Below are 24681 nucleotides of genomic sequence, written 5' to 3'. Positions count from 1 at the left end.
CCTAGCGAAGCCACTTGACAGCTTGTATCTCAGTTCCTTGTTCTGGTGCAGAATCTAATGTGAAATCATCCATCAGCCTTCTGACTCCCGGAAGACCTGCTCCGAGTCCGCCTGATGTTGAGAATCCATCTTCCATCACTTTGCGTATATCCGTAATACCAGGCCCCTCATCGGCTGCGATGACTTTGAGTCCACGCTTTCCGCGCTCCATTACTTCTTCTATACAAATCTGACCTTTACCAGCGTATAAATAGATGTTACGAGCTAATTCTGAAATGGCCGTCGTAATTCTTGCTTGGTCAACTGTTCCAAAACCAAGTTCTTTTGCAACATTGCGCCCCAATTGTCTTGCTGCGACTATGTCCCATTCCGTCAATATTTTTACACAGGATTGGTCTTTCATATCTATTCCCCCAATTCCCGCTTCAGTGTCTCAAGCCCTTGTTCAAGATCTAGTGCTGTCTGAATTTCTTCCAGCGAAATGCCAAGTTCAATGAGCGTCACAGCAACTGCCGGCTGTATTCCTGTTAATACAACTTTTGCCCCCATGAGCTTAGACATGGTAATGACATCACCTAATACCTTGGCGATAAATGAATCAATCATATCGACGGACGTTAGATCGATGACAACACCGTTTGCTCCTGTTTCATGAATTTTATTCAGCAAGTCTTCTTGAAAGTGAAGAGCTGTTTGATCATCAAGCTCCCACTGAATCGAAATCAGAAGACAGTTATATAGTTTTAAGATTGGAATCTTCGGGTGATTTCTCACTAGGTTATCCCTCCAATGAAACAATTTTTCGATTTGTCATTTCCAAAGCAGTTTGAATTCCTTTTTGAAGGGTATTCTTTGTTGTAACCTGAGATAAATCAATTCCGAGGTTAACGATCGTTTGAGCAATTTCGGGGCGAATACCGACCAGCAAACATTTCGCACCTACTAATCTCACAGCCTCGGACGCTTGAATGATGTGGTGCGCAACCATCGTATCAACAACAGGAACACCCGTGATATCGATCAAGACAACCTGTGAACGATGCTTTACGACACCATTCAGTAAATTCTCCATAATTTTTTTCGCACGTTCTGTATCAATTGTTCCAACAAGCGGCATGACGGTGATATGCTCAAATACTGGGATCAGCGGGGCAGACAGTTCCTGCAGCGCGATTTTTTGAAGGTTCACGGTTTTTTCCCATGAGATGGAATATTGATTCAAAATTTCATTATGAATCGGTGTGATGAATCGATCAATTTGCCAGATGAGGTCATTGCTCTCTTCTGCTGTATCTTTGTCGTTGTTCATTTTTTGATATAAATGAGTACGGATTTCTGTTAGACCATTTGCCAGTAACTTAAGTGATATACCCATTTGAACAATTTTTAAAGCAAAAGTTTGCATTTTTTCTTCAAAATCTTCGGCATATCCCTCAGAAAGAGAGGCAATAATGAGCTGAACATATTCCGAACAGATGGTTTCATACATTTTGTCGTTCAGCATCATGTCCGTTTCTTCTTCACCGAGTCGTTTAAAAATGTCCGTCCACTCTTTTTCTAATTCCTTTTGATGCTCTCTTGCGAATGCTAACACGATATGATTCGACATGTTTTACCCCCTGCGTACATAAAAAGCACTTCTTTTAGTCTTTCTTCATTATAACGTTAATAAAAATTGAACACAAAAAAAAGTTGCTCACAAGAGAGCAACCAAATCTCACCATATTAAAAATCAATAAGAGCCAAACTAACTTGTAAGGCTTCATCAACCTTCTCCATCATCTCATCATCAAGATGTGTGATTTTATCTGTCAATCTTTGTTTATCGATCGTACGAATCTGTTCCAAAAGAATGACAGAATCTCGTTCAAAGCCGTATCGCTTTGCATTAATTTCGACGTGAGTCGGTAATTTCGCTTTTTGTATTTGGGCTGTTATGGCTGCAACGATAGCAGTCGGGCTGAAGCGATTTCCAATGTCATTTTGAATCACCAATACCGGGCGAACCCCGCCCTGCTCGGAGCCAACAACAGGAGATAAATCAGCAAAGTAAACATCACCGCGTTTAACAATCAAATGTTTAACCCCCGCTGACTAATCGCTCAACTGTATTCTCAGCCTCAAATTCTGCGTATTGTGCCTCTGAAGAGATATTCAGATTAATTTTCGCCATCTCCATGTAGCCGCGTCTCATCGATTCACGATTTTGTCGAATATTACGTTCACGAATATACGTTTTTGTCGCTCGGTAGATCAATTCATTTCTTGTTACCTTATCCTGCTCTGCTACTCGTTCGATTTCAGACATCAAAGCCTCCGGCAGTCGAATCTTCATTTCGTTTGTTGCGCTGGATTCAGACAAAAAACATACACCTCCACAAAACTTACGGATACCGTTTCGATCCATTCCAAGACTAATCATACCATTATTCAATGCACAAGCAAAGCTGTTTTTTCATGATTTCTTATTAGAACATGAAGCGGCTCGCCACCCGTAAATCAAGATGATAATGGAGTTCCTCTTTCCCATTATACGCTTTTTTCCGAAAATCATACGGTATTTCCAAAATCTCTAAAAAAGGGAGAATGTTTATGATGCCTTTGTAGAATAAAAGAGAACGATGTCAGTTTGAACATCGTTCCCGTGGATGCTGTTTATAAAAAGCTTGGACCGCCTTGAAGCAGCGGATTTCGTACATGAACCCTTTCGCCGTCCTCTATATAGACTCTTGGGACGCGATAGCCAACAGAACATGTGACTTCGTAGTTAATGGTTTCAAGCCGCTTGGCTATTTCATCGACGGATATCTTGTCTTCGCCTTGTGTCCCGATGAGCACGACTGGCTCCCCTGCCGGAATGTCCTTTTTCAAATCAACCATGAATTGATCCATACACACCCTTCCAGCAATCTTTCGGCGTTTTCCGCCAACTAGCACTTCTGTTCCGGCAAGCTTCCTAATCCAGCCGTCTGCATACCCGATTGGAATCGTACCAATCCATGTATCTTGATTCGCTGTATAAGTTGCACCATAGCTCACGCTCTCACCCTTTTGAATGGGCTTTACATGTGCAAGTTTTGTATGAAGAGATAATGCTTCTTCCAGTTTAAACGGCAATTCATCTTTGATTTCTTCCGACGGCGACAGCCCGTACATACTGATGCCAAAACGAACCATATTAAATAAAGTGTCTTTAAACCTTAGACCTGCTGCACTGTTGGCGCAATGAATGAGCAGTTTGTCCGTATGAAGCGGTTGAAGCAATGTTTTAAACGTATCAACCTGCATACCGAAGTAGTTTTCATCTTTTTCATCCGCTGTGGCAAAGTGAGTAAATACTCCTTCCAGCTGTAAAAAAGAATGATCGTGGACAAGCTCTTTTACTTCGCTCACCTGCTCGATTGTTTTCACACCTAACCGATTCATGCCGCTGTCGATTTTCAAGTGGAAACGAATAGGTTGTCCCATCTGCCCGTTCATCACTTTGACGACTTCTCTCAGCCACTGGATAGAGTAAGCAGTCATGATGACGTTGTATCTAACGGCGACTTTGACATACTCTGACGGTACTGCGCCGAGCACAAGAATCGGGGCTTTGATGCCTTTATTTCTTAAAGAAATGGCTTCATCTAAAAAAGCGACGGCTAACAGGTCTGCTCCTGCTTCGAGGGCAGCTCTTGCCACTTCTATATCTCCATGTCCATATGCATTGGCTTTCACAACAGCCATTAGTTGAACGTTTTGACCAATATGGTCTTTCATATGTGAAACATTATGCTTGATTGCTGTTAAATCAATTTCTGCCCATGTGTCTCTATAAAAGGCATTTGTGTCCATTCATCACACTTCCCTATTGAATGATTCAATACTTCATTATGATACTAAAAATCCAGAATAATGTGAAACAACTCAAAGAAAATCAGCCCCTGCACAGGGCTGATTTGTTGTTATGTTAAGAATTTCGCCTATTTCGCTGACTGTCCTTCTACACTTTTGGCGACCATTAAGAGTTCTTCTTTCGATAAATCACTTGAAGAAATTAAGTAGTCAACCCCATCAGATGTCCAAGAAAGAGATTTGTCTGTCAGAACACCCACTGTCATGCCAAGATCGACTGGCTCGCCATTCATCGTCACAGGCGTAGACGCTTCTGCTACCCGCGCTTTTTCCTGAATGAGCGTGAAGGATTTCTTTCCGCCATACGTCATCACATACCGTTTCCCAGCATCTGTTGTCATTTCTTTCTCTTCCATTTTCTTCACGCCCTCTGGCATATCCACAGGCGTTTTCACAGCAAAGCTGTCAGATGGATCTGCACTTGTGGCAACATCCATTTGAGAAAGTGTCATATTTTTCTTCTCATCAAAGGCGTCTTTGTCAAAGGATTTGTTGAATTCAAAGTGAGAGAATTCTACTTTCACCATTGGCTTTTTGTCGCTGTCCAGTACTTTCACACTGGCAGGCGCCATTGTTTTTTTATGAAAGGTAATCTCTTGGGTCGGCAGCATTTGGTTGTGCTGATAGTTGGTTTTTGTCTCAAAAACGTACTTCGACTCTTTTGCTTTGAACTGAGCTGCACTGTCATTTTTAATGTCTTTCACAAGTGATTCAAATAAATACACCTGACTGCTGTTGTTCGGCCAATCGCTATGGAAGCGGAAGCTTTTGTTTAATGAAGGTGTCAGCACAAATACACCATTGCCATTTCTTAAAATGACTTGACTCTGATCCTTCTTCGGATTTTCTAAATAGACACGGTAAAGCTCCGGCTTCTTGTACCAAATTTCCACGTGGTATTCCTGCGGATCATTTCCTGTCTCAATGGTCATTTTTGCTTTGGCTTTGTATGATGTCATTTCCTCTGCCTTTTTGTTTAAATCTCCAACGATATCTTGTTGAGATTTTTGACCGCATGCGGAGAGAATCAGTACAAAAAGGATCCCCGTTACAAGCAAAACAAAGCTTTTTCTCACCCTTTTCAACCCCTTCGTTAATTGTGTTAAAAGGAAGAAACCGCTTGTTTGACTTTAACAGTACGCCTCAAGAGTTAACTGCGTACCGCGAACCATCAAAGCCTGTTAGCAACTCGCCCTTCCTTATCGCACTACCCAATATATGAAGGGGGGACAAACAATATGCAGACTAGCTTGACAACCTTTCAATTAAAACTTGTGCTGCAGCATATTCCTTTGTATGGGTAATGGACACATGAACGTAGTCTTCTTTTGTTTTCTCACTTTTGATGAGAGGTTTTCCGTTTGCATCTTTTTGTATCTCGATGTCGTGAAAGCTTACATACTGACCAATTCCCGTACCGTATGCTTTTGCGAATGCTTCCTTCGCCGCAAAACGCCCTGCCAGAAACTCCAGCTGTCTCTTTTCACTTAGTGTGTGAAAGACTTCCTGTTCACGTAAAGTCAAAATTCGTTCTGGTAAACGGGGCTGTCTGCTAAGAACTCGTGACAGCCGGCCGATCTCTACAATATCCATACCGATTCCTTTAATCATGAGGTACCTCCTATAATACTCGTACTAATTTGGATGTTCGCTTCATAAACGTGTTACTATAAACTTACCATTATCTAGTCAAAAGGGGTTTGTTATGTTTATTCGAACGGAGAGCTTTCAACAATTTATTAGATCGTATCCAATCGTAACAGCGATCCTTGCTTTGCAAATCGGCCTATGGCTTTTATTTGCGATCCCTATTCCAATGATCCAGCTTGGGCAGGACCATCTCGTTGGTTTTAATTATGGTGTTGCAGCAGGAGAATGGTGGCGGCTTTTAACGCCTATTTTTCTTCACGGAAGTCTGACACATATTCTGTTCAATTCCATGTCGCTCTTCCTATTCGCTCCAGCACTTGAATATTTGCTTGGGAAGATTCGATTTCTTGTGATTTATCTGGGTGCAGGATTCATTGGCAATCTCGGAACCTATTGGGTGGAGCCTTTAGAGTACGTACATGTCGGGGCTTCTGGTGCGATATTTGGTTTATTTGGCGTCTATCTTTATCTTGTCCTATTTAAACCGCATATGATGGACCGTGGTAATTCTCAGGTGATCTTAACGATTCTCGGCGTCTCTGTTATTATGACGTTCGTCAACTCGAACATCAACATCATGGCCCACTTATTTGGATTGATAGGCGGCATGATCCTAGCACCGATCACTCTATTCTTCCATTCAAAAAAACGACGCTATTAAGCTCATAAAAAATGTCGATCACTCCGTTTAACGGGAGCTGATCGACATTTTTTGGTTTAAGATGATTGATTCGTTTCATAGGAATACCAATCGCATACACGTGCAGCATCTTCCTCTTCAAGGTGATGCACACCAAAAGAATCAAGCAAGGCAGAGGACTTCACAAAGGTGTGAATACTTGCCACCCGCCCTTTCTTTTGAAAATAGGATTGGGTCATCGTATAGTTTTGCATTCGTTTTCTTAAAACAATTCCGGTGGTCTTGCCGATACCTCTTGTCGTTAACTGAATCAGCTGATCTTTGATCACATATCCTGATTGTTTATAGGCTAAATACCCAAAGAACAAGGCAAATGGTAATGGAATCAGCGCCAAATATCCCCATGGTGGAAAACGTACAGAAAGGATTATACCTACAAGTAATGGAACAAATCCGTAAGATATCAGATAACGTTTCAGTGAACGCTTCGGCACTTTTTTCAATTCACTTTCTGGTGCCAGCTGATATTGATCTGTAAATTGAGTTAACAATTCATTGATTTTTTTCTTCCGTATGAGTGGAAATAAGACAGAAGAGGTCTCTTTTTCTGTAATTGAACCTCCTGCGCTGACAAGCATGACCGTCGCAAAACCAAATGGTTCACGCAGAATATTTTCTTTGATTTTCACTGCTTGAATTCTCGCAAGCGGAATGGTCATTTGATGCCTTTCGATGAGTCCTCTTGTGATGATGATGTCTTTCCCTTTTCGTTTTGCGTTAAAATTCGCATATTGAAGGGCTGTTACCCCAACACTAAGAATCCACGCAAGCAATACGGCAATAAATATGAGAATCGCATAAATCTCAACACTCGCATGACTTAAAAAAGAGAATTGCTTGACGAAGCCGTCCAAAGGCAGAATTTCATCTATTTGTGTGTAGATGGCAAGACACCCAGAAATAATGACTCCGATTCCGCTTGAAGTGGTCGCAGCCAAAAGCAGCTCTGGTATACCCATTCGGTAGGAAACACTGATTTCTTTTTCTACAGGCTGTTGCGCTGTCAGAGGATCAGGGAGATCTAAATTTTCATCATTCATTTCTTCTTGTTGCAAGCTTTTCTTCCGGTTGAAAATCGATTGCTTTAATTGTTCCGCTTCTGCTTTTGTAATGGCCGTCAGACTCACTTCCGGGCCGTCTGTTCCGCCAGCTGTTTCGATTTGAACCCGCACTAAACCAAAGATCCGCTGGAAGATGCCTTCACTTGTATTCACCGTTTGAATTCGTTCTAACGAGATATACTTTTTCTTTTTGGTGATGACACCTGATTCCACTCGAAATTCATCGTCTTCCATTCGGTAGGTGAATCGTCTCCATGCTAAAACGGTTAATATCGCTTTCAATAATAGAAGTACACCAAGAATGATGAACGCATAAAAACGAATACTTGAATTCGAGTTCACAAAAATAAGCACGAAAAAAGGGATGATGAAGTTTTTGATCATGGATACGGCATCTGATATAAAATCAATGAACATCGAGATTGGATGTACACGTTTTGGTTCAGACATCATCTTCCGTCACCCTTGCTAATCGAGATATGTAATCACGAAGCTCATCTGCCTCTTCTAATTCCAGTGCCGGAATATCATGTACTGTCGCAGCAGTAGAAATTTGAACAGATGCCAACCGGTAGCGCCTTAAAAGCGGTCCTTGAGATGTATCCACATGCTGAACACGTACCATTGGTACAATGACACGTGTGACACGAATCAGTCCGTGCTGTATTTCGATTTCGTTCTCAAATACTTCGTAGCGCCAGATGTGATGGCGGATTTTCGGTATGAGCCAGATTCCGAAGATGACCTGTAAAATCCACAAACCGATGAGGATGGCTCCAATCCAATATGGCCATTGAAAATAATAACTAGCAACAAATACCCCAATGATGATGAATAAGAAAATCAATGAGATAATTCCATTTTGAAGACGCCATACTTTTAATCCATTTAAGCTAATTTGACGTTGCGGCTGTTTTCTCACATTCTTCCCCCATTCTCTTACTTTTCTATCAATATATTACGAAAGAAAGCCTAAAAAGTTTCATTAAGCCTGTTAAAAAAAGCGAACCCTGCAAAGGATTCGCTCTTGTATGTTAGCTGTTATAAGATTTCTTTTGACGACGATCGTTAGAAGAACGATTGCGGTCATTTGAAGAACGCTTTTTATCACCATAAGATGAACGAGTGCTCTTGCCTTTTCCACGGTAGCCTCCGCCACCGCCGCCGTCTCTACGTTTAGAAGAGCTGCGGTTGTTACGATTGCGTTTTGAAATCATTGGTGCTTCATCTGTCAAACGAACAGGCGTTGCATCCGGCTCTTTTGTCATCATTTTGATAGCAGCCGCAACCACTGTGACAGAGTCATGATCTTCTAACAATTCAGCTGCTGCTGTCATGTAGAAGTTCAAGTTGTTTTCACTGATGATTGTGCGCAGACGATCAATGGTTACTTGCTGTTGTCCTTCGATTGCCTCATCTAGTGTTGGTTCTTTCATACGATCCATTTTACGTTTAGTTGTTTGTTCGATCGCACGAAGCATATCTTTTTCACGTGGTGTGATGAATGTCATCGCCATACCTGTACGTCCAGCACGTCCAGTACGTCCGATACGGTGTACGTAGCTTTCTGGATCTTGTGGTACGTCAAAGTTATACACGTGTGTAACACCTGAGATATCAAGTCCACGTGCTGCAACGTCTGTTGCTACAAGCACATCGATTGAACCTTCTTTGAATTTACGAAGCGCAACCATACGTTTCGCTTGAGTCAAGTCACCATGAATTCCTTCAGCTGTATAACCTCTAAGGTTAAGTGCTTCAGTCAATTCGTCAACGCGGCGCTTTGTACGACCGAAGACAATTGAAAGCTCAGGTGATTGAATGTCAAGAAGACGAGTCAAAGTATCAAACTTCTTACGCTCATGGATATCCAAGTAGAACTGCTGGATGTTAGAGACAGTCATTTCTTTCGCTTTTACTTTTACGTGTTCTGGGTTTGTCATGAAACGTTCTGCAATGCGCTTAATTGGTGCAGGCATTGTCGCAGAGAATAAAAGTGTTTGGTGTTCACTTGGTACATTTGAAAGGATCGATTCAATGTCTTCGATGAAACCCATGTTTAGCATTTCGTCTGCTTCATCAAGCACGACTGTTTCAACATTTTGAAGACGCATTGTACGACGGTTAATGTGATCGAGTAAACGTCCTGGAGTCCCTACGATGATATGAGGATTTTTCTTGAGCGAACGGATTTGGCGACCGATATCTTGTCCACCGTAAATCGGAAGTACACGCGCACGCTTGTCTTGGCCAATTTTGTATAGCTCTTCAGATACTTGAATCGCTAATTCTCTTGTTGGCGCAATGATAATCGCTTGGATATTTGGAGACGCTGGGTCGATTTTTTCTACAAGAGGAATACCAAACGCTGCAGTTTTTCCTGTTCCTGTTTGTGCTTGTCCAATGACATCTTTATTCTGAAGACCGAGAGGAATTGTTTCCGCTTGAATCGGTGTTGCTTCTTCAAATCCCATGCGGTTAATAGCTTTCATGAGACTTTCGCTTAATTGAAAATCTTGAAACGTTATAGTCAAATTATTCAAACTCCTTCTAATTGCTGTTTCAGTAATCTCGTGAATGATCATTAAAAACTGCCCTTTGTATGAAAGGACAGGTCCATTATATACAAAGCCCGAATTACCCTACCTTATATCTTACCATTACACTATTTGTTTTTCAACAAGACAGAAATGGATATATCTACTGCTCGACAATGACAGATTCACCTTCACTTTGATCTCCGTCCATCCATTTCCACTTTTCGAACAGTTGGATTTTCCCGTTATCCAGCTGCTTAGGAGTGGAATGACATGAACCGCTTCTCATGCTGCCATCCTTGCTTACATGGTGATATCTAAAATGAAGTGCTCCGTCTTTATACACAGTTCCTACAAGTACGCCAGATTGAATACTGCCGCCTTGATATGTGCCCGTTAAAATATTCCCGTCCTGACGATATTGAAAAATGGTTCCTTCCGATACTTCCCCATTGCTCGAATTAGACTGCGGGACAAAGGTTTTTCCGTCATATTGAAACAACCGAATCGACCACCTTTTCTTACCTATTGTAACATAGGCCTGTCACTCATTCGACAAAAATGATGCAATTTTTAACAAGTGGGATTCAATTTATATTAGTTTAGCCACATTTTAGCTTTTCTATAGATTAAATTGTTTTTTTTAGAAATTGTTCGACTTTCTCAAACAATTGCTGTGCACAAGGCTCATGACAAACGTGATGTTTACAATCAGGTAAATAGAACATTTCTTTCTGACGGGACGGGATTTTATGATAAATGAATTCCGCACTAGAAGCGGGTACGATCCCATCACTTTCACCTTGAACGATTAAGACAGGTAAATGCAGCTTTTCAAGAGAGCCTTTCGTTTGCTTCACCAATTTCATAAATTCTACAGCAGCTGATAGCGGTGTACTCGTCAGCTTATGACGATATCGATCATACAATGGGTTTGTATCAATCAAACCAGACAAGGATTCCTTCACCATCTGCCTTGTGTCTTGAATCATTTGTTTTGGGTTTACATATTTAGCAGCAGCACTTAACAGAACAAGACGGGCCACTGGATACTTCGCTGCTAAATATGAGGCAATCATCCCGCCCATAGAAAAGCCGACCAAATAAATGGTGTCACATGTTCGGTAAAGGGATAAGAGTTCTAATTCAGCGGTGGCAATCCACTCCTGATAGAGAATGCCTTTGAGCTGAAGTTCCTCCCCATGCCCCGGAAGCGTGACAGATTGTACCGTCCAATCTGTCGTCTGCTTTAAATATTCTGCAAGTGGCTCTACTTCATACGGGGCACCAGTAAAACCGTGTATACATAGACAGCCAATCACCCTGTCACCTTCTTTGCCGATCTGATTTATAGTGCAGTAATCACGTCTTCCAATCTCATGCCACGGGAAGCTTTGACAAGAACGACATCGTCAGGTCCTGCCACATCCGCTAGTTTTTTCTTCAGTTCTTCTTTGTCCATATAAGAAGACACGCGGTCGTCTCCAAATGCTTTCTTCGCTCCTTCAGCAATGAATGCGCCAAGACGGCCAAACGTTAAAACATGATCAATAAACTCAGGCTTAATGTATTCCCCTACTTCAAAATGATAGGTCTCTTCTTCACTGCCCATCTCCAGCATATCTCCGAGAACGAGTATGCGGTTAGCAAAGCCATCCATATCTCCTACAAGATCAATCGCTGCTTTCATCGACGTAGGACTCGCATTATACGCATCGTTGATAACCGTGATGCCCTTATCTGTTTTAAACAGTTCTAAACGCATGCCTGTCAATTTCGTTTGCATCAGCCCTTGGGCAATTTGTCTTTCATTCAGATTGAAATGCTGGCCGATTGCAATAGCTGCAAGAGCATTCTTTACATTGTGTTTCCCTAATACAGGAATGAGAAACCCTTGAGCGTATCCCTCCACTTGAAATTCAGTGCCTTCAGCGAGTTGGTGGATGTGAATCACCTTGATATCACAGTCCTCTGATTCCCCAAATGTTTTTACGCTACGTGCCAGGGCATTTGCTCTTTGGCGGAGTAAAGGCTCGTCTCCTAAATAATAAAAAGTCCCATCTTCTTTTAACCCTTTTGTGATCTCACATTTTGCATCTGCAATGGCTTCTCTTGATCCTAGATCCTGCATATGAGATTCTCCAATATTGGTGATGACAGCTGCATCAGGTTCAGCGAGATTAGATAAAAATTCGATTTCTCCTTTTGCACTCATGCCCATCTCTAATACAGCAATCTCTGTTCCTTCTGGCATTGCAAGGATGGTCAGCGGAAGTCCAATATGATTATTAAAGTTGCCATCTGTTTTATGGACTCTGTATGTCGTTTGTAGGACAGAATGGATCATGTCTTTCGTCGTTGTTTTGCCATTACTTCCAGTAATACCGACAACTTGAGGGTTTTCCTCTTTTAAGTATGATTTTGCAAGCTGTTGGAGTGCTGTCAGAGTATCCTCTACAAGAATGACAGGTACACCGAACGGTGGGTTCGCTTCTGTTTCATTCCAAAGAACAGCTGCCGCTCCAAGCTCCACTGCTTTTGAAGCAAAAGTGTGACCGTTAAAATGTTCCCCGATAAGTGGGATAAATAGTGCGCCTTTTGATACTTTTCGTGTATCTGTTGTCACTCCGTGTATCTGTTCTTCGCCAAAAGCTTCATTCGATAATGTGCCACCAGCCATTTGGGCGACTTGTTTCACTGTACGTTTGATCATGTTTTTTCGCCTCTCTTTCTCATTTCACGTTTGAAGGAAAAGAGACACTACCTGTAGGATAGTGTCTGCTTGCTTCTTACATTAAAAAGTGGTTTTAATGGTTTGTTTTTCTTGATGGCGTTCAATTGCAAGTGACACCAGCTTCTCAATCAGCTCAGGATACTCTACACCAGTATGTTTCCAAAGCAGCGGGAACATGCTAAAAGGTGTGAACCCTGGCATTGTATTCACTTCATTGATCAGCACTTCGCCTTCTTCTGTTAGGAAGAAATCTGCACGTACGAGGCCAGATCCATCAATGGCTTTAAATGCCTTAATCGCCATATCGTGAATCGTCTTGTACTCTTCCTCTGACACACTCGCAGGAATGATCAAATCTGTATCGCCATCTTCATATTTTGCTTTGTAGTCATAAAAATCTGTTTTAGGTGCAATTTCACCAACGACTGAGCATTTCGGCTCGTCATTTCCTAATACACCAATTTCAATTTCTCGTCCTACAACGCCTTCTTCCACAACAACACGACGATCATATTGGAAAGCCAAATCAAATGCTGTTTGAAGCTCTTCTTTGCTGCGGCATTTACTAATTCCGACACTTGATCCCATGTTGGCAGGTTTCACAAAACAAGGATACCCGAGTACTGCTTCTACCTGTTCTAGACTGTCTGATATGGCTTTCTCATAATCCTTTTTATTAAAGGAAAGATGCTTTGCCTGCGCAAGCCCAGCTTGAGCAAACACATCTTTCATCATGACTTTATCCATACCCGCAGCAGACGCGAGAACGCCGTTACCGACATACGGGATATTCAATAGTTCAAGTAACCCTTGCATGGTCCCATCTTCACCATTTGGCCCATGTAGCAATGGAAAGACAACATCAATCTTTTCATCAGCAGATGCAGGCTGTGGAAACATGCTTTCATTTAAAGAAGTTGGTAAAAACGTCTTTGCATTTTGTTCAAATTGAAGCATTTTGACGTTTGATACTGGTTCAGTGAGTTTTTCTCCTCTTAGCCATTCGCCCTCTTCTGTAATATAAATTGGATGTATATCGAACTTCTCAGTGTTAAGTGCTTTTGTAACTGCAAGGGCTGTTTGCAGTGATACATTATGTTCGGCTGACTTTCCGCCGTAAACCAATCCTAAACTTATTTTCAATGGATACTCCCCCCACTAAAATTCATCTTTACTATCTTATCACTTTCAAGCAAAAATGCTCTAATTAATTTTTGTTGTTACGGAATTGAAATGATTTGTAAAGGTTGTAAGCGCCCCCCGAGCATTTGTATGTCATTCGCCTTTATTTTATATTAAAATGACATTGAAAAGGAGTTGTGACAAATTGAAAAAAATTACAAGCACTGAACAATTCAACGAAATCATTCAATCAGACAAAGAGGTCATCGTTAAATTCTTTGCGACATGGTGCCCTGATTGCACTAGAATGGACATGTTCATTCCAGACATCTTAGAGGCTTATGCTCAGAATGAATGGTTTGAAATAAATAAAGACGACTTTCCTGAGTTAGCGGAAACGTATCAGGTCATGGGAATTCCTAGCCTGTTAATTTTCAAAAATGGCGAAAAAACAGGTCATTTACACAGCGCCAACGCTAAATCACCTGAAGAAGTAACAGAGTTTCTTCAAGAACACGTTTCATAACTCATTTGAATGGAGACATCAGCCAACTCATGCTGGTGTCTTTTTTATATCCTTTTAAATCAAATCTCTTCATAAGACGAGATGTGCGGCTAAAACGTTTCAACATAGGCAGGAATGTTTGATCTGATTTTATGACAAGGTTTGACAGCGGATTATTTCCTGGGAAAGAATTCATCGTCGATATGGATGGGAATATGTCGGTTACGTGAATTTTCTGAATTGAATCTTTACTTATGACATTCTGCTTTGTATAATGGAGTTGCTAATTGAAAATGATTATCAATTTCATCTGTGTGAAATCTTATAGAGTCCATTCTACCAAAGGAGCGTTGAGTTACATGTCTAAGAAGAAAATCAAAACGTATCAGCAATTGATCGAAGAAAACAAGGAAGCAATCATGCAAGACCCTAAAATGATGGAAAGTATATACGAAACCATCGACAAAAAGCACCAGAAGCAGCTTGCCGCTGCTGGACGTGAATCATAAACACAAGAAGAGCAGTCAAACAGATGGCTGCTTTTTTATTTGCCCGAAGAAAAGAAAAAGCCGATAAAATCTATTCTTCGATTTTATCGGCTTTTGTTTTAATGTGATTTCGCTACACGGTCTTGCTTCATTCCTAAATAGATGAGCATATATGTTAGATAACCCATTGTCATCGTTAAACCACCGAAGAAGAATTGTGAAAACACGGGTTCTTCAAATGTCGTAACGGCAGCAAGCACGATCCAGCTCGCATATAAATAGACCATGAACCATTTCATGTTTCTTTTAAGTGTATACAGAAAGAAAAGACCCGCTAATGAAAAGATCCCTAGCGCTAGTCTGAAATAAACAAGATGATCAAACTGGAAGGCAAAAGACACAAACGAAAACGACAACAGCAACAAAATGGGTAAAGCCGTAATAAAATTTTTCACGATAGTGCCACCTCCATGACTCTGTCTTATTATAAGACAAAATCAGCCGGATATCGTGAAATACAGATTCGTTTTCACAAAGATGTCACGAATTTTTCTCGTTATTTGACACAATTTTTACACATTTACATCACGCTTCCAAAAAAGGAGCCAAGCAGCACCAACAAAGAAAACAAAATGCGCCCCTACAATGAATAGCGAAAACAGAGGGCTCATGCCCTGAAAGAGCGGCGGACCTTGAAAACTGTATTGTGTGAAGTCCGTATTAGCGAAAAGTAGAATCTTCCCCCACTGATTTTCTAACAGAGACATGATCGACACTAGTGATTTCGCCGCGTATAAGACGAAAAATGAAGTCACAAGTGCAATCAGACTGTTTCTAAACAAACTTGAGCACAGAAAAGCAAAGCTTGCCATCATGACCACTTCCACCCACTGTGATCCAATCACAGCAAATGTGTGCAGAAATAACCGCCCAGTGCTTTCATCAAAATCAGTACCAAAGAAAATAAGGCCAAAAAGAAAAGCGAACACATAATAAAAAACAAACAGGTAAAGGACCATCAGCACAAGAGTGATGTATTTTGACAAAAAAATATGAAGCCTTGTCTTCGGCCGGATCAACAAGAACTTGATGGTTCTTTTTTGAAACTCTGTTGAGATCAATGTGGCGCCAATCACGACAGCGAACACTTGTAAAATAAACACAACATTCGTGGAATAAGCAAAATAGTTCGCAACTGTATCTTGCCCGCCAAGCCCAGAAATGACTCGTTTCAATGCTAGAGCCATCGTCAATTGAAAGACAACAATCAGTCCAAGTGCAATGAATGTGATCTTTTGTCTCGTGATTTTTTTATGTTCATTCTTGATGAGTTGAAGCATCTGCCGTCCCGCCTTCCGTCCATTTCATAAAGGCCTCTTCAATTGATTGTTTTTGAGGCGTCATTTCAAGTACATCAAATTCTGCTAAGACAAGCTGTTTATTCAGCTCCGGCACACGGTCTTTTTTCAGTTGAACCAGCACATGCTGATCCCTTTGTTCATATGTATATCCTTGCGTATCTAGCCATGAAACTGCCTTTTCTACTGGCTGAATATTCATCAGCACCTGCTCTTTTCCTTCCATGTCACGAAGGTTTGTATTGGCTTTGATCTGTCCTTTTTGGATGATGATCATGCGGTCACAAAGCTCTTCTACTTCATGCAAAAGATGTGTAGCAAATAACACAGAGACACCTTCTTCTTGTACAAGCAGTTGCAAGTGCTCTCGAAACTCCTTCATTCCTGCGGGATCAAGCCCATTTGTTGGTTCATCTAAAATGAGCAGATTGGGCTTATGCAAAATGGCTTGTGCAATCCCGAGCCTTTGTTTCATCCCTAGTGAATACGTTTTGACCTTCTGATGAATGGCGTGCTCCAGACGAACTCTTTTTACCACTTCAAAAATGCGTTCTTCTGAAACTCCATCATGCATAGATGCATACAGCTCAAGGTTTTCAAAACCTGTTAAATATGAATAAAATTCCGGATTTTCTATGATCGCCCCAACAGATGACATCGCCTTTTGATGATCATCATCTTGAGAATATCCATTCATGATGATCCGGCCGTTGTTTTTTTTCATCAAGCCAACGATCAATCGAATCAAGGTCGTTTTTCCAGACCCATTTGGTCCAAGTAAACCGACAATTTCCCCTTGCCTAATGTCCAACGAAATATGTTGCAAAATTTGATGCCGGCCAATTTGTTTATCGACGTTCTCTATGTGTAAAACAGCAGACTGCAAAGTGGTTCCTCCTTCTATGTAAAACCTATGGCGGCAGTTACGGCCGCTCATCCTGTAAAAAGTATATCACGCTAGACAAGCCGTTCCACGAAAAAAAGGGCTGATCCAGTCAGCCCTTTTAAACATTACATTGATACATGAGGTGATGATGCATCTTTCTCATGTTTTTTCTCAGTTTCTGCGACAATCACTGCACACGCTGCGTCACCTGTAATATTGACAACCGTTCTTGCCATGTCTAATAAACGGTCTATCCCAAGGATCAGCGCAATGCCTTCAACAGGAAGACCGACAGAATTCAGTACCATGGCCAGCATAATTAAGCCAACTCCCGGTACGCCAGCAGTCCCGATACTGGCTAATACAGCGGTTAATACAACGGTGAGCATTTGCATGAGCGTTAGCTCCACACCAAACACTTGTGCAATAAAAATAGTTGCAACCCCTTGCATAATCGCTGTCCCATCCATATTGATCGTCGCGCCTAACGGCTGCACGAAACTAGAGATCGGCTCAGGTACTTTCAATTTCTTTTGAGCGGTTTCCATTGATACGGGAAGAACAGCATTACTGCTTGATGTACTAAATGCCACGACCATTGCAGGTGAAAAGTCTTTAAAGAATGTAAAAGGATTCCGTTTTGCAAATATCGCCAATGTGGAACCATAGGTGAGAAAGAAATGAACCAGCAGCGCTACTAGAACGACTGTAAAGTACAGCCCCATGGCTTTAATGGCAGCAAGACCTTGGCTTCCAATAGCCGTTACAATTAAGCCAAATGTTCCATACGGAGCAAATTTCATGACCACGCCCACAAGGTACATCATGAGTTCATTGCCTTGTTCTAATATTTTGAGTAATCCTTCTGTTTTTTTACCTAGCACTGCAATTCCTAGTCCTAAGAAAACACAGAATACAATGATTTGTAGCATATTGCCTTCGACTAAAGATTGAACTGGATTTGATGGAATGATGTTTAGTAATGTTTCTGCTGTAGATGGTGCTTCTTGAGGTTTGTATTCTGCCCCTTTTGTATCGAATGAACCAAAGGAACCTGGTTTAATCAATAAGGCTAAAGCCATTGCAATGATAATAGCGAATGTTGTTGTCAGTAGAAAATAAGAGATGCTTTTTGCGCCGATTCTGCCAAGTTTTTTCGGATCGCCAAGGCCTGCTACACCAAGTGTGATCGAAAAGAAGACAATCGGCACAACTAACATTTTAATCAGGTTTAAGAAGATTTGACCTAGAGGTGTAAATAGATAAGGGTCTAACACTTTGAATACATTTGGAGCAAAAATGTTGAGTAGTAGTCCTGTGATTGCACCTACAATTAAAGCAATAATAATTTTCGTCGCAAGCTTCAATAAAATCTCCCCTTCCTCGTCAAAAAGGCCCACGAGAGAGTCTTCTCGTGGGCCTGCGTGTCCATACGTGTACCACTGTCTACTCTCTTCACGCTGATGAGGTTAGCTGACGGGTTAGGACGAAGAGATGTCCTTTTTTCTTAAAATAAGAAAAATTCACCCCAAAAACTTGGGTCCCCCATTCCTTTAGAAGGATTAAGCGTGTGGTAATATGATATTTTCATACTATTTATACCTTATTTTTAGAAAATTGTAAACAGGTTCATATGAACTTTTTAATTACTTTCTTCCTTATTCGTGACCTCCAAGATATCTAAGATAAACACAAAGATTGGGATGCCGATAATCAGTCCCCAAATGCCAATATAGTGTTCAGAGAAGATCAGGACAATAAACGTGAAGAAAATAGGGAGCTCTGTTTTAGCTGACATGAGCTTCGGATTTAAGAAGTAGGCTTCAATGGCATGGATGATCACGATCACCAGCACAATATATAGGACGTACATTCCGCCTCCAAGTGTATACGCAATGATGCTGAGTGGAACGAGGGAGATGACCACACCCGCTACCGGAATTAAACCTAACAAGAAGACCATGACCGCTAATCCAAATAATTGCGGGAAGCCCATAATGCCAAGCGCAATTGTCGTTAACACACAGTTAACTGTTGCAATGATGAACTGTGCTTCAAGTACCTTACCAAATGTTCTGGAAAACTTACGTCCAAAGAAGGCAATTTCATGATAGAACACGGAGATTTTACTCGTTTTGAACTTATTCATGAATTGAATGAGGCGTTCCTTTTCGAACAGGAAGAACATGCTTAATATTAAGGACATAATGACCTGGATACTGAACGTGCTGAAATCTGTTAAGTATGTATAGAGGAAATTAAACCCTTTCTCGAAGAAAGAAGATATTTTGAAATCTCCGAACACATTGGTGACGACGTCAAAGAAGGGTAAATCTTGTGGATGATCTGCAATCTTTTTCCCTAAATGAAATAACTGTTCCACCTGTTTCGCGATGATGGGCACAAACACAAAGCCGCCAAACGTCAATCCACCAGCTAGAAGGATGTACAAAATGGTGATGACTGATTTCTGTCCTATTTTCAGGAAGCGATTTAAAAAGCCTCTTATGACCTCTTCTAACCGATTCATTAAAAAGGTGAAAATGAAGGTCAAAAGGATTAAATTCATCATTCCTCTTAATAGATATAATGCTGTGGCTAATACTACAAATACTGAAAACCTCTTGACACCAGGTTTTTCGAACAATTTAAAAAATGCCGCCATACGTTACACACCTGCCAGGACTAAAGTCTATTTTTCGTTGGATCTCATATTCATTATATCGGATCTTTCTGTAAATTATATAACAAAAGGTCAATGAGGTCTTACGATTCGTCCTAAATTTATCAAGCTTTTATGTTTTTTCTTTTTTACACAAGAAAAAACCGAACCCCATGTAGAACATAAGGTTTCGGTTTTTGGATGTTTTTATACTAAACAGCCTGCTTGATATTTCGCATTTCCTGTAGCGCTGTTTTACTCTTCGCTTCGTCAAATTCCCCTTCACTTTTCGCTACAACAATTGTAGCAATTCCATTTCCAATCAGGTTCGTAATCGCTCTTCCTTCACTCATGAAACGGTCGACCCCTAATAGCAGTGCAAGACCTTCTAGCGGGATAACCTGAAGTGCAGCAAGTGTAGAAGCCAGCACGATAAATCCGCTTCCTGTGACTCCAGCTGCTCCCTTTGATGTGAGCATCAGAACAAGGATGATCGTGATTTGCTGTCCGATGGATAGGTCCACCCCAAACACTTGCGCTAAGAAGACCACGGCCATGGACAAGTAGATTGAGGTTCCATCTAAGTTAAAGGAATAGCCTGTCGGAATGACAAGTCCAACGACTGACTTAGAGCACCCGTAGCGTTCCATTTTATCCATCATTCTTGGCAGGACAGATTCTGAAGAACTTGTGCCAAGAACAATTAAAATTTCATCTTTGATAAAACGGAGGTAACCGAACAGGCTGAAGCCATACATTTTACAAATGATGTTCAGCACGACGAAAATAAACAGGAACATCGTCATATAAACGGAAAGCATCAGACTAGCCAGTGGTTTAATTGAAGCTAAACCGAAATGTCCGATTGTATAAGCCATTGCTCCAAATGCCCCTAATGGCGCGGCACGCATGATGTAACCAATGATTTTAAAGAAGACAAGCGACAGCTTATCAAGCCATTCGATGATGCCTTTCCCCTTCTCGCCAAGTGCAGCGAGCGCAACACCGAATAAAATAGAGAAGAATAAGACCTGTAAAATATCTCCCTTTGCAAAGGCATCTACCATGTTAGATGGCACAATGTGTGTGACAAACTCCATCCAGTCGATACCCTGTCCCCCATTTTGGGTATATTGCGAGACATCCCCTTTTTCAAGCTTACTATAGTCAAGACCCGCTCCTGGCTTCATGATATTGACCACAAACAGTCCGATGACAAGCGCAAGCGTCGTCACAACTTCAAAATAGATAAAAGCTTTTCCCCCAACTTTTCCAACCTTTTTCATATCCCCCATCTTGGCAATTCCAAGAACAATGGTTAAGAAAATAATGGGTGCAATGACCATTTTCACTGCATTAATAAATGTGTCACCAAGCGGCTTCATTTCTTTCCCGACGTTTGGCCAAACCATCCCAACAATGATCCCGATAATGACAGCTGCAACGACCTGAAATGTCAGGTTCTTCAATAGCCTCTTCATAAAAAATCAACTCCCTCACCCTTTGATGTAAACGCTTAACTGTTATCTGTAGATAAATGATAGCGATTTCATCAAAGGCTGTGAAGCTTATGGACATATCGTACATTTTGGTCTTTTTGGTCTCTTAGTCAGAATGTACGATATATTTGTTCACAGGGCGTCCGACCCCGCCATATTGCATATCTAATTTCAGCTCGCCTTCTTTTACAAGGAAGTCTAAATAACGGCGTGCCGTGACACGTGCAATCCCAAGTGCATTGGCGACTTCCTCTGCAGACTGCGCTCCTTCTTGCAGACGCATATAGGCTTTAATTTCATTCATCGTATGCACATTCAGCCCCTTAGGAAGCCATGTCTCTTCCTGCTTAACTGCAGGCTTTCGTATGATATCATCGAGCATCTCTTGAGAAAATTCTGCTGCGGTACGAATTTTTGATTTGAACGCTTTATAGCTTTCAAGAGATTCTTTCATCCGTTCGAACTTAAATGGCTTAATGATATAATCTCGGGCACCATTTTGAAGCATGGTGCCGATCGTCTCTTTGTCCTTTGCTGCCGAAATCACAATCACATCCACCTGCATCTTTTGCTTTCTGATGTCTTGCAGTGTTTTGACGCCATCTTTTTTAGGCATATACACATCGAGCACCACAAGATCTGGGCGAATGTCTTTGATCAGCTGGATGCCCTGCTCGCCATTTCCTGCTACAGCCGCAACTTGAAAGCCAGGGACACTCTTAATGAACTCTTTATTGACTTCTTGCACCATCGGATCATCTTCAATTAATAGCACCTTAATCTGAGTCATCTGTCTCTCTCCTCTATTGTCATTGGGAATTCGATTGAGAAGGTGGTACCAATGCCGATGCTTGATGTGACTTCTACATTTCCCATTCCTTTGTCGATAATCGTTTTTACAATATACAGCCCGTAGCCTGTTCCGCCTTCTTTACCGTGAGTAAAGCCTTTGTCGAAAATATGAGGAATCATGTCCTCTTCTATTCCAGATCCATAATCTTCAATTAAGATCGCGAGGACATCCTCTGTTTGATCAATACTAATAGAAATGAGTTTTGTGTCTCTTTCTACAGTATCATACGCGGCAAAGGCGTTCTCGATCAGGTTGCCAAGTAGCTTCGTCATATCATGCTGATCCAGCCGCTCTGGGAAATCGCGCAGACTGCTATTTTCATCTACTTCAACCTTTATGCCTAGCTCCTTGCCCCTTCTTATCTTGCTCATCAATAAACCGGCAACTGCATCATGCTGTATCACACGGTGGAGAAAGTCCGTCACATGCTCCTGCTCTTCGGTCGTTTGAAACGCTAAATCGAGTGCTTGATCGGCTTTCCCCAGCTGAATTAATCCCGCAATTGTATGAAGCTTATTCATATGTTCATGATTTTGCACCCGCAGGCCATCAACGAAGTTCTTCACCCCGGTTAATTCCTCCGCCAATTTGGCCGCCTCTGTCCGGTCCTGAAAAATCGCAACCGCTCCGATGATTTTCTTTTTCATCACAATTGGAATTCGGCTGCTCATGATCCGCTTTCCGCTCATATGAATTTCTTCATTGTAGACGGGTTCTGCGCGGTCAATGATTTCTGGAAGCCTTGTATCTGACAGCACATCCCAAATATTTCGACCCACTACATCACCTGTCACGCTGAAAATTTGCTTCGCTTTTTCATTAAAAATGGTGATCATGTGCTGGTTATCAATGGCAATGACCCCTTCATTAATTGAATGAAAGGTAGCGGTGCGTTCCTCTAGCATTCTGACAATCTCATGCGGCTCCAGCTTAAACATTTGCTGTTTAATATGGCGGGCAAGCAAAAATGAACCGACAAGCCCGAAGCTGAGCGTGAGCAGAAGGATCATAAGGATATCCTGCTTCATTTCTCCTAATATATCTGCCATACTCGGCAGTGTTCTTCCGACTAGTACAACCCCTGTTTGGTTAAATTTTTCATCCTTTACTGGATAAAAGGCTCTAATGGCTGTGCCAAGCTCTCCCTGTGCTTCTGAGAAATAGATATGCTCTGCAAAGGCAGGTTCTTCATCTGTCCCCTCAGAGCGCTGGCCAATCCTTGTTTTCACTGGATGTGTCAATCTCACGTGATCCATATCCATGACAACAATGTAGTCAGCATCTTGGATAATCCGAATCTCTTCAATGGCATGCTGCAACCGCGCACGCTCCTTTGTCTGATCATCCAACGCCTGCTTTACCTCATTCATCTCAGCTACTGTTCTTGCCGTGTTCATGAGCCTTTTTCGAAGTTCTCGTTCCTCTGTTTGCTGAATCCCCCCGACCAGAACAATTCCTCCGATTAAAAGGGCAAAAATGACAACGAAATATGTGAGGATGGTGAGCTTCCATCTAATAGATAATTGTTGTAATTTCAGTCGATTTCTCATCATTTTTTCACCTGTATCTTTACGAATTCTTCCTCTGTCAAGTATCCTTGACATAAGGGGGATCTGACGCATGAAGAATTTACTCGCCTATACGCTATTGCTCATCATCGGTTTTATAACCGCTTTATACTTTGGTTTTTATCATATGATGCCTAAATCAGCGACCACCTTCGACGATGAACAGACTGGGCTGAAGGATCAGCTTGTGTTCAAATTCAGCCATGTTGTCGCAGATAATACCCCAAAAGGGCTGGCTGCAAAGAAATTTGCTGAGCTTGTTCACGAAAAATCCGACGGCAGGATCAGCATTCAAATCTTTTCAAACGGGAGTCTTTATTCTGATATCGAAGAAATTAATGCACTAAAAGAGAATCAAGTTCAATTTATTGCTCCGTCTACGTCAAAGCTCGGCATGCTGTCTCCTGAATGGCTGGCTCTTGATCTGCCCTTTGCCTTTTCTAACTACGATGCTGTCCAAGAAGGGTTACATGGTGCGATTGGACAGAGACTGTTCGGCACACTGCAAAAAGACGGACTAAAGGGAATGGCCTACTGGACAAATGGCTTTAAGCAAATCACTTCGAATAAAGGCCCAATCAAGCAGCCTAGTGATTTAAAAAAACAATCTCTCCGTATTATGCAAAGTGACATGATTGAAAAGCAATTCAAGCTTCTTGGCGCAAAACCCTATCAGGAATCGTTTAATTCAACATTTCAACTGCTAGAAACAAAAAAAGTAGACGGTGAAGAAAATACAATTTCAAATATTTATTCAAAAAAATTCTATCATATACAAGACTATATGACGATCAGTAATCACGGGTATTTAGGGTATGTCGTCTTAACAGATCAATCCTTTTTTGATCGTCAAACACCTGAGACGAAGCGAATTTTACTCGAAGCGATGGAAGAAACAACGGCATGGAACGAAAAACATGCCGAACAAATGAACAAGGATCAGCTGGAGGATATTAAACGCGAATCTCCAATTGCCATACACGAATTAACACCAGCAGAGCGGCAAAAATGGATGAAGGCGCTCGATCCTTTATATGATGAAGCAGAAAGGATCATAGGTTCCACCTTGATCAAACAAATCCGCGAGCTCCGGGCACGCTATGAATATTCTCCGATTCAAGCGTTTGAAGAAGATGCTGAGACCAAATAAAAAATCCCTTT

Annotated in this window: 27 protein-coding genes and 1 riboswitch; of the genes, 4 read left to right on the top strand and 23 right to left on the bottom strand. The window is 41.5% G+C overall.

Annotated features, from left to right (window positions below; genetic code table 11):
- Window position 1 precedes the first annotated feature (1 nt).
- From ABG082_RS02565 to acpS, 8 genes are all read right to left on the bottom strand, one after another.
- Window positions 2-403 carry an anti-sigma regulatory factor gene (locus ABG082_RS02565; protein ID WP_019744214.1) on the bottom strand — a complete coding sequence of 134 codons (402 nt, stop codon included), beginning with the start codon at window positions 401-403 and terminating at the stop codon, window positions 2-4.
- A gap of 2 nt (window positions 404-405) precedes the next feature.
- Window positions 406-774: an RsbT antagonist protein RsbS gene (gene rsbS, locus ABG082_RS02560; RefSeq protein ID WP_003214235.1), complete on the bottom strand. Its 369-nt coding sequence runs from the start codon at window positions 772-774 to the stop codon at window positions 406-408.
- Between the two features lie 4 nt (window positions 775-778).
- A complete protein-coding gene (locus ABG082_RS02555; RefSeq protein WP_008346908.1) occupies window positions 779-1609 on the bottom strand; it encodes an RsbT co-antagonist protein RsbRA in 831 nt (276 codons plus the stop codon).
- 116 nt (window positions 1610-1725) lie between these two features.
- Window positions 1726-2076, bottom strand: a complete 351-nt coding sequence (gene ndoA, locus ABG082_RS02550) for a type II toxin-antitoxin system endoribonuclease NdoA (RefSeq protein ID WP_003214169.1) — start codon at window positions 2074-2076, stop codon at window positions 1726-1728.
- Window positions 2077-2080: 4 nt separating this feature from the next.
- The gene (locus ABG082_RS02545) at window positions 2081-2362 is read right to left on the bottom strand and encodes a hypothetical protein (protein ID WP_003214273.1); all 282 of its coding nucleotides are present in this window, start codon (window positions 2360-2362) and stop codon (window positions 2081-2083) included.
- A 293-nt stretch (window positions 2363-2655) separates the two neighbouring features.
- A complete protein-coding gene (gene alr / locus ABG082_RS02540; RefSeq protein WP_249670509.1) occupies window positions 2656-3837 on the bottom strand; it encodes an alanine racemase in 1182 nt (393 codons plus the stop codon).
- Window positions 3838-3965: 128 nt separating this feature from the next.
- Window positions 3966-4982 carry an outer membrane lipoprotein-sorting protein gene (locus ABG082_RS02535; RefSeq protein ID WP_007496489.1) on the bottom strand — a complete coding sequence of 339 codons (1017 nt, stop codon included), beginning with the start codon at window positions 4980-4982 and terminating at the stop codon, window positions 3966-3968.
- A gap of 160 nt (window positions 4983-5142) precedes the next feature.
- Window positions 5143-5508 carry a holo-ACP synthase gene (gene acpS, locus ABG082_RS02530; protein ID WP_007496490.1) on the bottom strand — a complete coding sequence of 122 codons (366 nt, stop codon included), beginning with the start codon at window positions 5506-5508 and terminating at the stop codon, window positions 5143-5145.
- Window positions 5509-5602: 94 nt separating this feature from the next.
- Here acpS and ABG082_RS02525 point away from each other — a divergent pair, with 94 nt between their 5' ends.
- On the top strand, window positions 5603-6208 hold the full coding sequence (locus ABG082_RS02525; RefSeq protein ID WP_060832102.1) for a rhomboid family intramembrane serine protease: 606 nt from the start codon (window positions 5603-5605) through the stop codon (window positions 6206-6208).
- 56 nt (window positions 6209-6264) lie between these two features.
- Here ABG082_RS02525 and ABG082_RS02520 read toward each other — a convergent pair whose 3' ends face one another.
- The 7 genes from ABG082_RS02520 to ABG082_RS02490 all read right to left on the bottom strand — a co-directional run bounded on the left by ABG082_RS02520 (window position 6265) and on the right by ABG082_RS02490 (window position 13722).
- The gene (locus ABG082_RS02520) at window positions 6265-7761 is read right to left on the bottom strand and encodes a PH domain-containing protein (protein WP_282834124.1); all 1497 of its coding nucleotides are present in this window, start codon (window positions 7759-7761) and stop codon (window positions 6265-6267) included.
- Window positions 7751-8230: a PH domain-containing protein gene (locus tag ABG082_RS02515; protein ID WP_008346922.1), complete on the bottom strand. Its 480-nt coding sequence runs from the start codon at window positions 8228-8230 to the stop codon at window positions 7751-7753. Before ABG082_RS02515 ends, ABG082_RS02520 begins: the two co-directional genes overlap by 11 nt.
- Before the next feature lie 112 nt (window positions 8231-8342).
- Window positions 8343-9842 (bottom strand): DEAD/DEAH box helicase, encoded by a 1500-nt coding sequence (locus ABG082_RS02510; protein WP_019744210.1) that lies wholly within the window; start codon window positions 9840-9842, stop codon window positions 8343-8345.
- Window positions 9843-10008: 166 nt separating this feature from the next.
- Window positions 10009-10347: a hypothetical protein gene (locus tag ABG082_RS02505; protein ID WP_008346926.1), complete on the bottom strand. Its 339-nt coding sequence runs from the start codon at window positions 10345-10347 to the stop codon at window positions 10009-10011.
- A gap of 127 nt (window positions 10348-10474) precedes the next feature.
- Complete coding sequence (locus ABG082_RS02500) at window positions 10475-11167, bottom strand: alpha/beta fold hydrolase (protein WP_008346929.1); 693 nt, start codon at window positions 11165-11167, stop codon at window positions 10475-10477.
- 26 nt (window positions 11168-11193) lie between these two features.
- The gene (gene murF, locus ABG082_RS02495) at window positions 11194-12558 is read right to left on the bottom strand and encodes a UDP-N-acetylmuramoyl-tripeptide--D-alanyl-D-alanine ligase (RefSeq protein ID WP_282834122.1); all 1365 of its coding nucleotides are present in this window, start codon (window positions 12556-12558) and stop codon (window positions 11194-11196) included.
- An 81-nt stretch (window positions 12559-12639) separates the two neighbouring features.
- Window positions 12640-13722 (bottom strand): D-alanine--D-alanine ligase, encoded by a 1083-nt coding sequence (locus tag ABG082_RS02490; protein ID WP_019744208.1) that lies wholly within the window; start codon window positions 13720-13722, stop codon window positions 12640-12642.
- Between the two features lie 184 nt (window positions 13723-13906).
- On the opposite strand from ABG082_RS02490, the gene ABG082_RS02485 reads away from it, so the two are divergent.
- Together ABG082_RS02485 and fbpB are read left to right on the top strand one after the other, a co-directional pair.
- A complete protein-coding gene (locus tag ABG082_RS02485) occupies window positions 13907-14227 on the top strand; it encodes a thioredoxin family protein (protein ID WP_008346934.1) in 321 nt (106 codons plus the stop codon).
- A gap of 338 nt (window positions 14228-14565) precedes the next feature.
- The gene (gene fbpB / locus ABG082_RS02480; RefSeq protein ID WP_065461547.1) at window positions 14566-14715 is read left to right on the top strand and encodes a Fur-regulated basic protein FbpB; all 150 of its coding nucleotides are present in this window, start codon (window positions 14566-14568) and stop codon (window positions 14713-14715) included.
- A gap of 98 nt (window positions 14716-14813) precedes the next feature.
- On the opposite strand, the gene ABG082_RS02475 is transcribed toward fbpB, so the two are convergent.
- The 8 genes from ABG082_RS02475 to ABG082_RS02440 all read right to left on the bottom strand — a co-directional run bounded on the left by ABG082_RS02475 (window position 14814) and on the right by ABG082_RS02440 (window position 23490).
- The gene (locus ABG082_RS02475; RefSeq protein WP_017366657.1) at window positions 14814-15149 is read right to left on the bottom strand and encodes a hypothetical protein; all 336 of its coding nucleotides are present in this window, start codon (window positions 15147-15149) and stop codon (window positions 14814-14816) included.
- A 117-nt stretch (window positions 15150-15266) separates the two neighbouring features.
- Window positions 15267-16034, bottom strand: a complete 768-nt coding sequence (locus tag ABG082_RS02470) for an ABC transporter permease (RefSeq protein WP_024720482.1) — start codon at window positions 16032-16034, stop codon at window positions 15267-15269.
- The gene (locus ABG082_RS02465; RefSeq protein WP_282834121.1) at window positions 16012-16938 is read right to left on the bottom strand and encodes an ABC transporter ATP-binding protein; all 927 of its coding nucleotides are present in this window, start codon (window positions 16936-16938) and stop codon (window positions 16012-16014) included. Before ABG082_RS02465 ends, ABG082_RS02470 begins: the two co-directional genes overlap by 23 nt.
- A gap of 125 nt (window positions 16939-17063) precedes the next feature.
- Window positions 17064-18305: a dicarboxylate/amino acid:cation symporter gene (locus ABG082_RS02460; protein WP_058214413.1), complete on the bottom strand. Its 1242-nt coding sequence runs from the start codon at window positions 18303-18305 to the stop codon at window positions 17064-17066.
- Between the two features lie 77 nt (window positions 18306-18382).
- Window positions 18383-18517: riboswitch (cyclic di-AMP (ydaO/yuaA leader) on the bottom strand.
- 63 nt (window positions 18518-18580) lie between these two features.
- Entirely contained in the window at window positions 18581-19603 is a 1023-nt protein-coding gene (locus ABG082_RS02455; protein ID WP_007496515.1) for an AI-2E family transporter, read from the bottom strand.
- A 209-nt stretch (window positions 19604-19812) separates the two neighbouring features.
- Window positions 19813-21081, bottom strand: a complete 1269-nt coding sequence (dctP, locus tag ABG082_RS02450) for a C4-dicarboxylate transporter DctP (RefSeq protein WP_008346948.1) — start codon at window positions 21079-21081, stop codon at window positions 19813-19815.
- Window positions 21082-21205: 124 nt separating this feature from the next.
- Window positions 21206-21889, bottom strand: a complete 684-nt coding sequence (locus tag ABG082_RS02445) for a response regulator (RefSeq protein ID WP_039166112.1) — start codon at window positions 21887-21889, stop codon at window positions 21206-21208.
- Window positions 21886-23490 carry a sensor histidine kinase gene (locus tag ABG082_RS02440; protein WP_162837050.1) on the bottom strand — a complete coding sequence of 535 codons (1605 nt, stop codon included), beginning with the start codon at window positions 23488-23490 and terminating at the stop codon, window positions 21886-21888. The genes ABG082_RS02445 and ABG082_RS02440 overlap by 4 nt, the downstream gene beginning before the upstream one ends.
- A gap of 82 nt (window positions 23491-23572) precedes the next feature.
- Here ABG082_RS02440 and ABG082_RS02435 point away from each other — a divergent pair, with 82 nt between their 5' ends.
- Window positions 23573-24670 carry a TRAP transporter substrate-binding protein gene (locus tag ABG082_RS02435; protein WP_348936496.1) on the top strand — a complete coding sequence of 366 codons (1098 nt, stop codon included), beginning with the start codon at window positions 23573-23575 and terminating at the stop codon, window positions 24668-24670.
- Window positions 24671-24681: the final 11 nt, after the last annotated feature.

Origin of the sequence: Bacillus sp. BS1807G30 (assembly GCF_040047675.1) — a bacterium.
GTDB lineage: Bacteria > Bacillota > Bacilli > Bacillales > Bacillaceae > Bacillus > Bacillus altitudinis.
The sequence above is the reverse complement of the archived record's forward strand: the minus strand, read 5'-3'. Positions and strand labels throughout refer to the sequence as shown.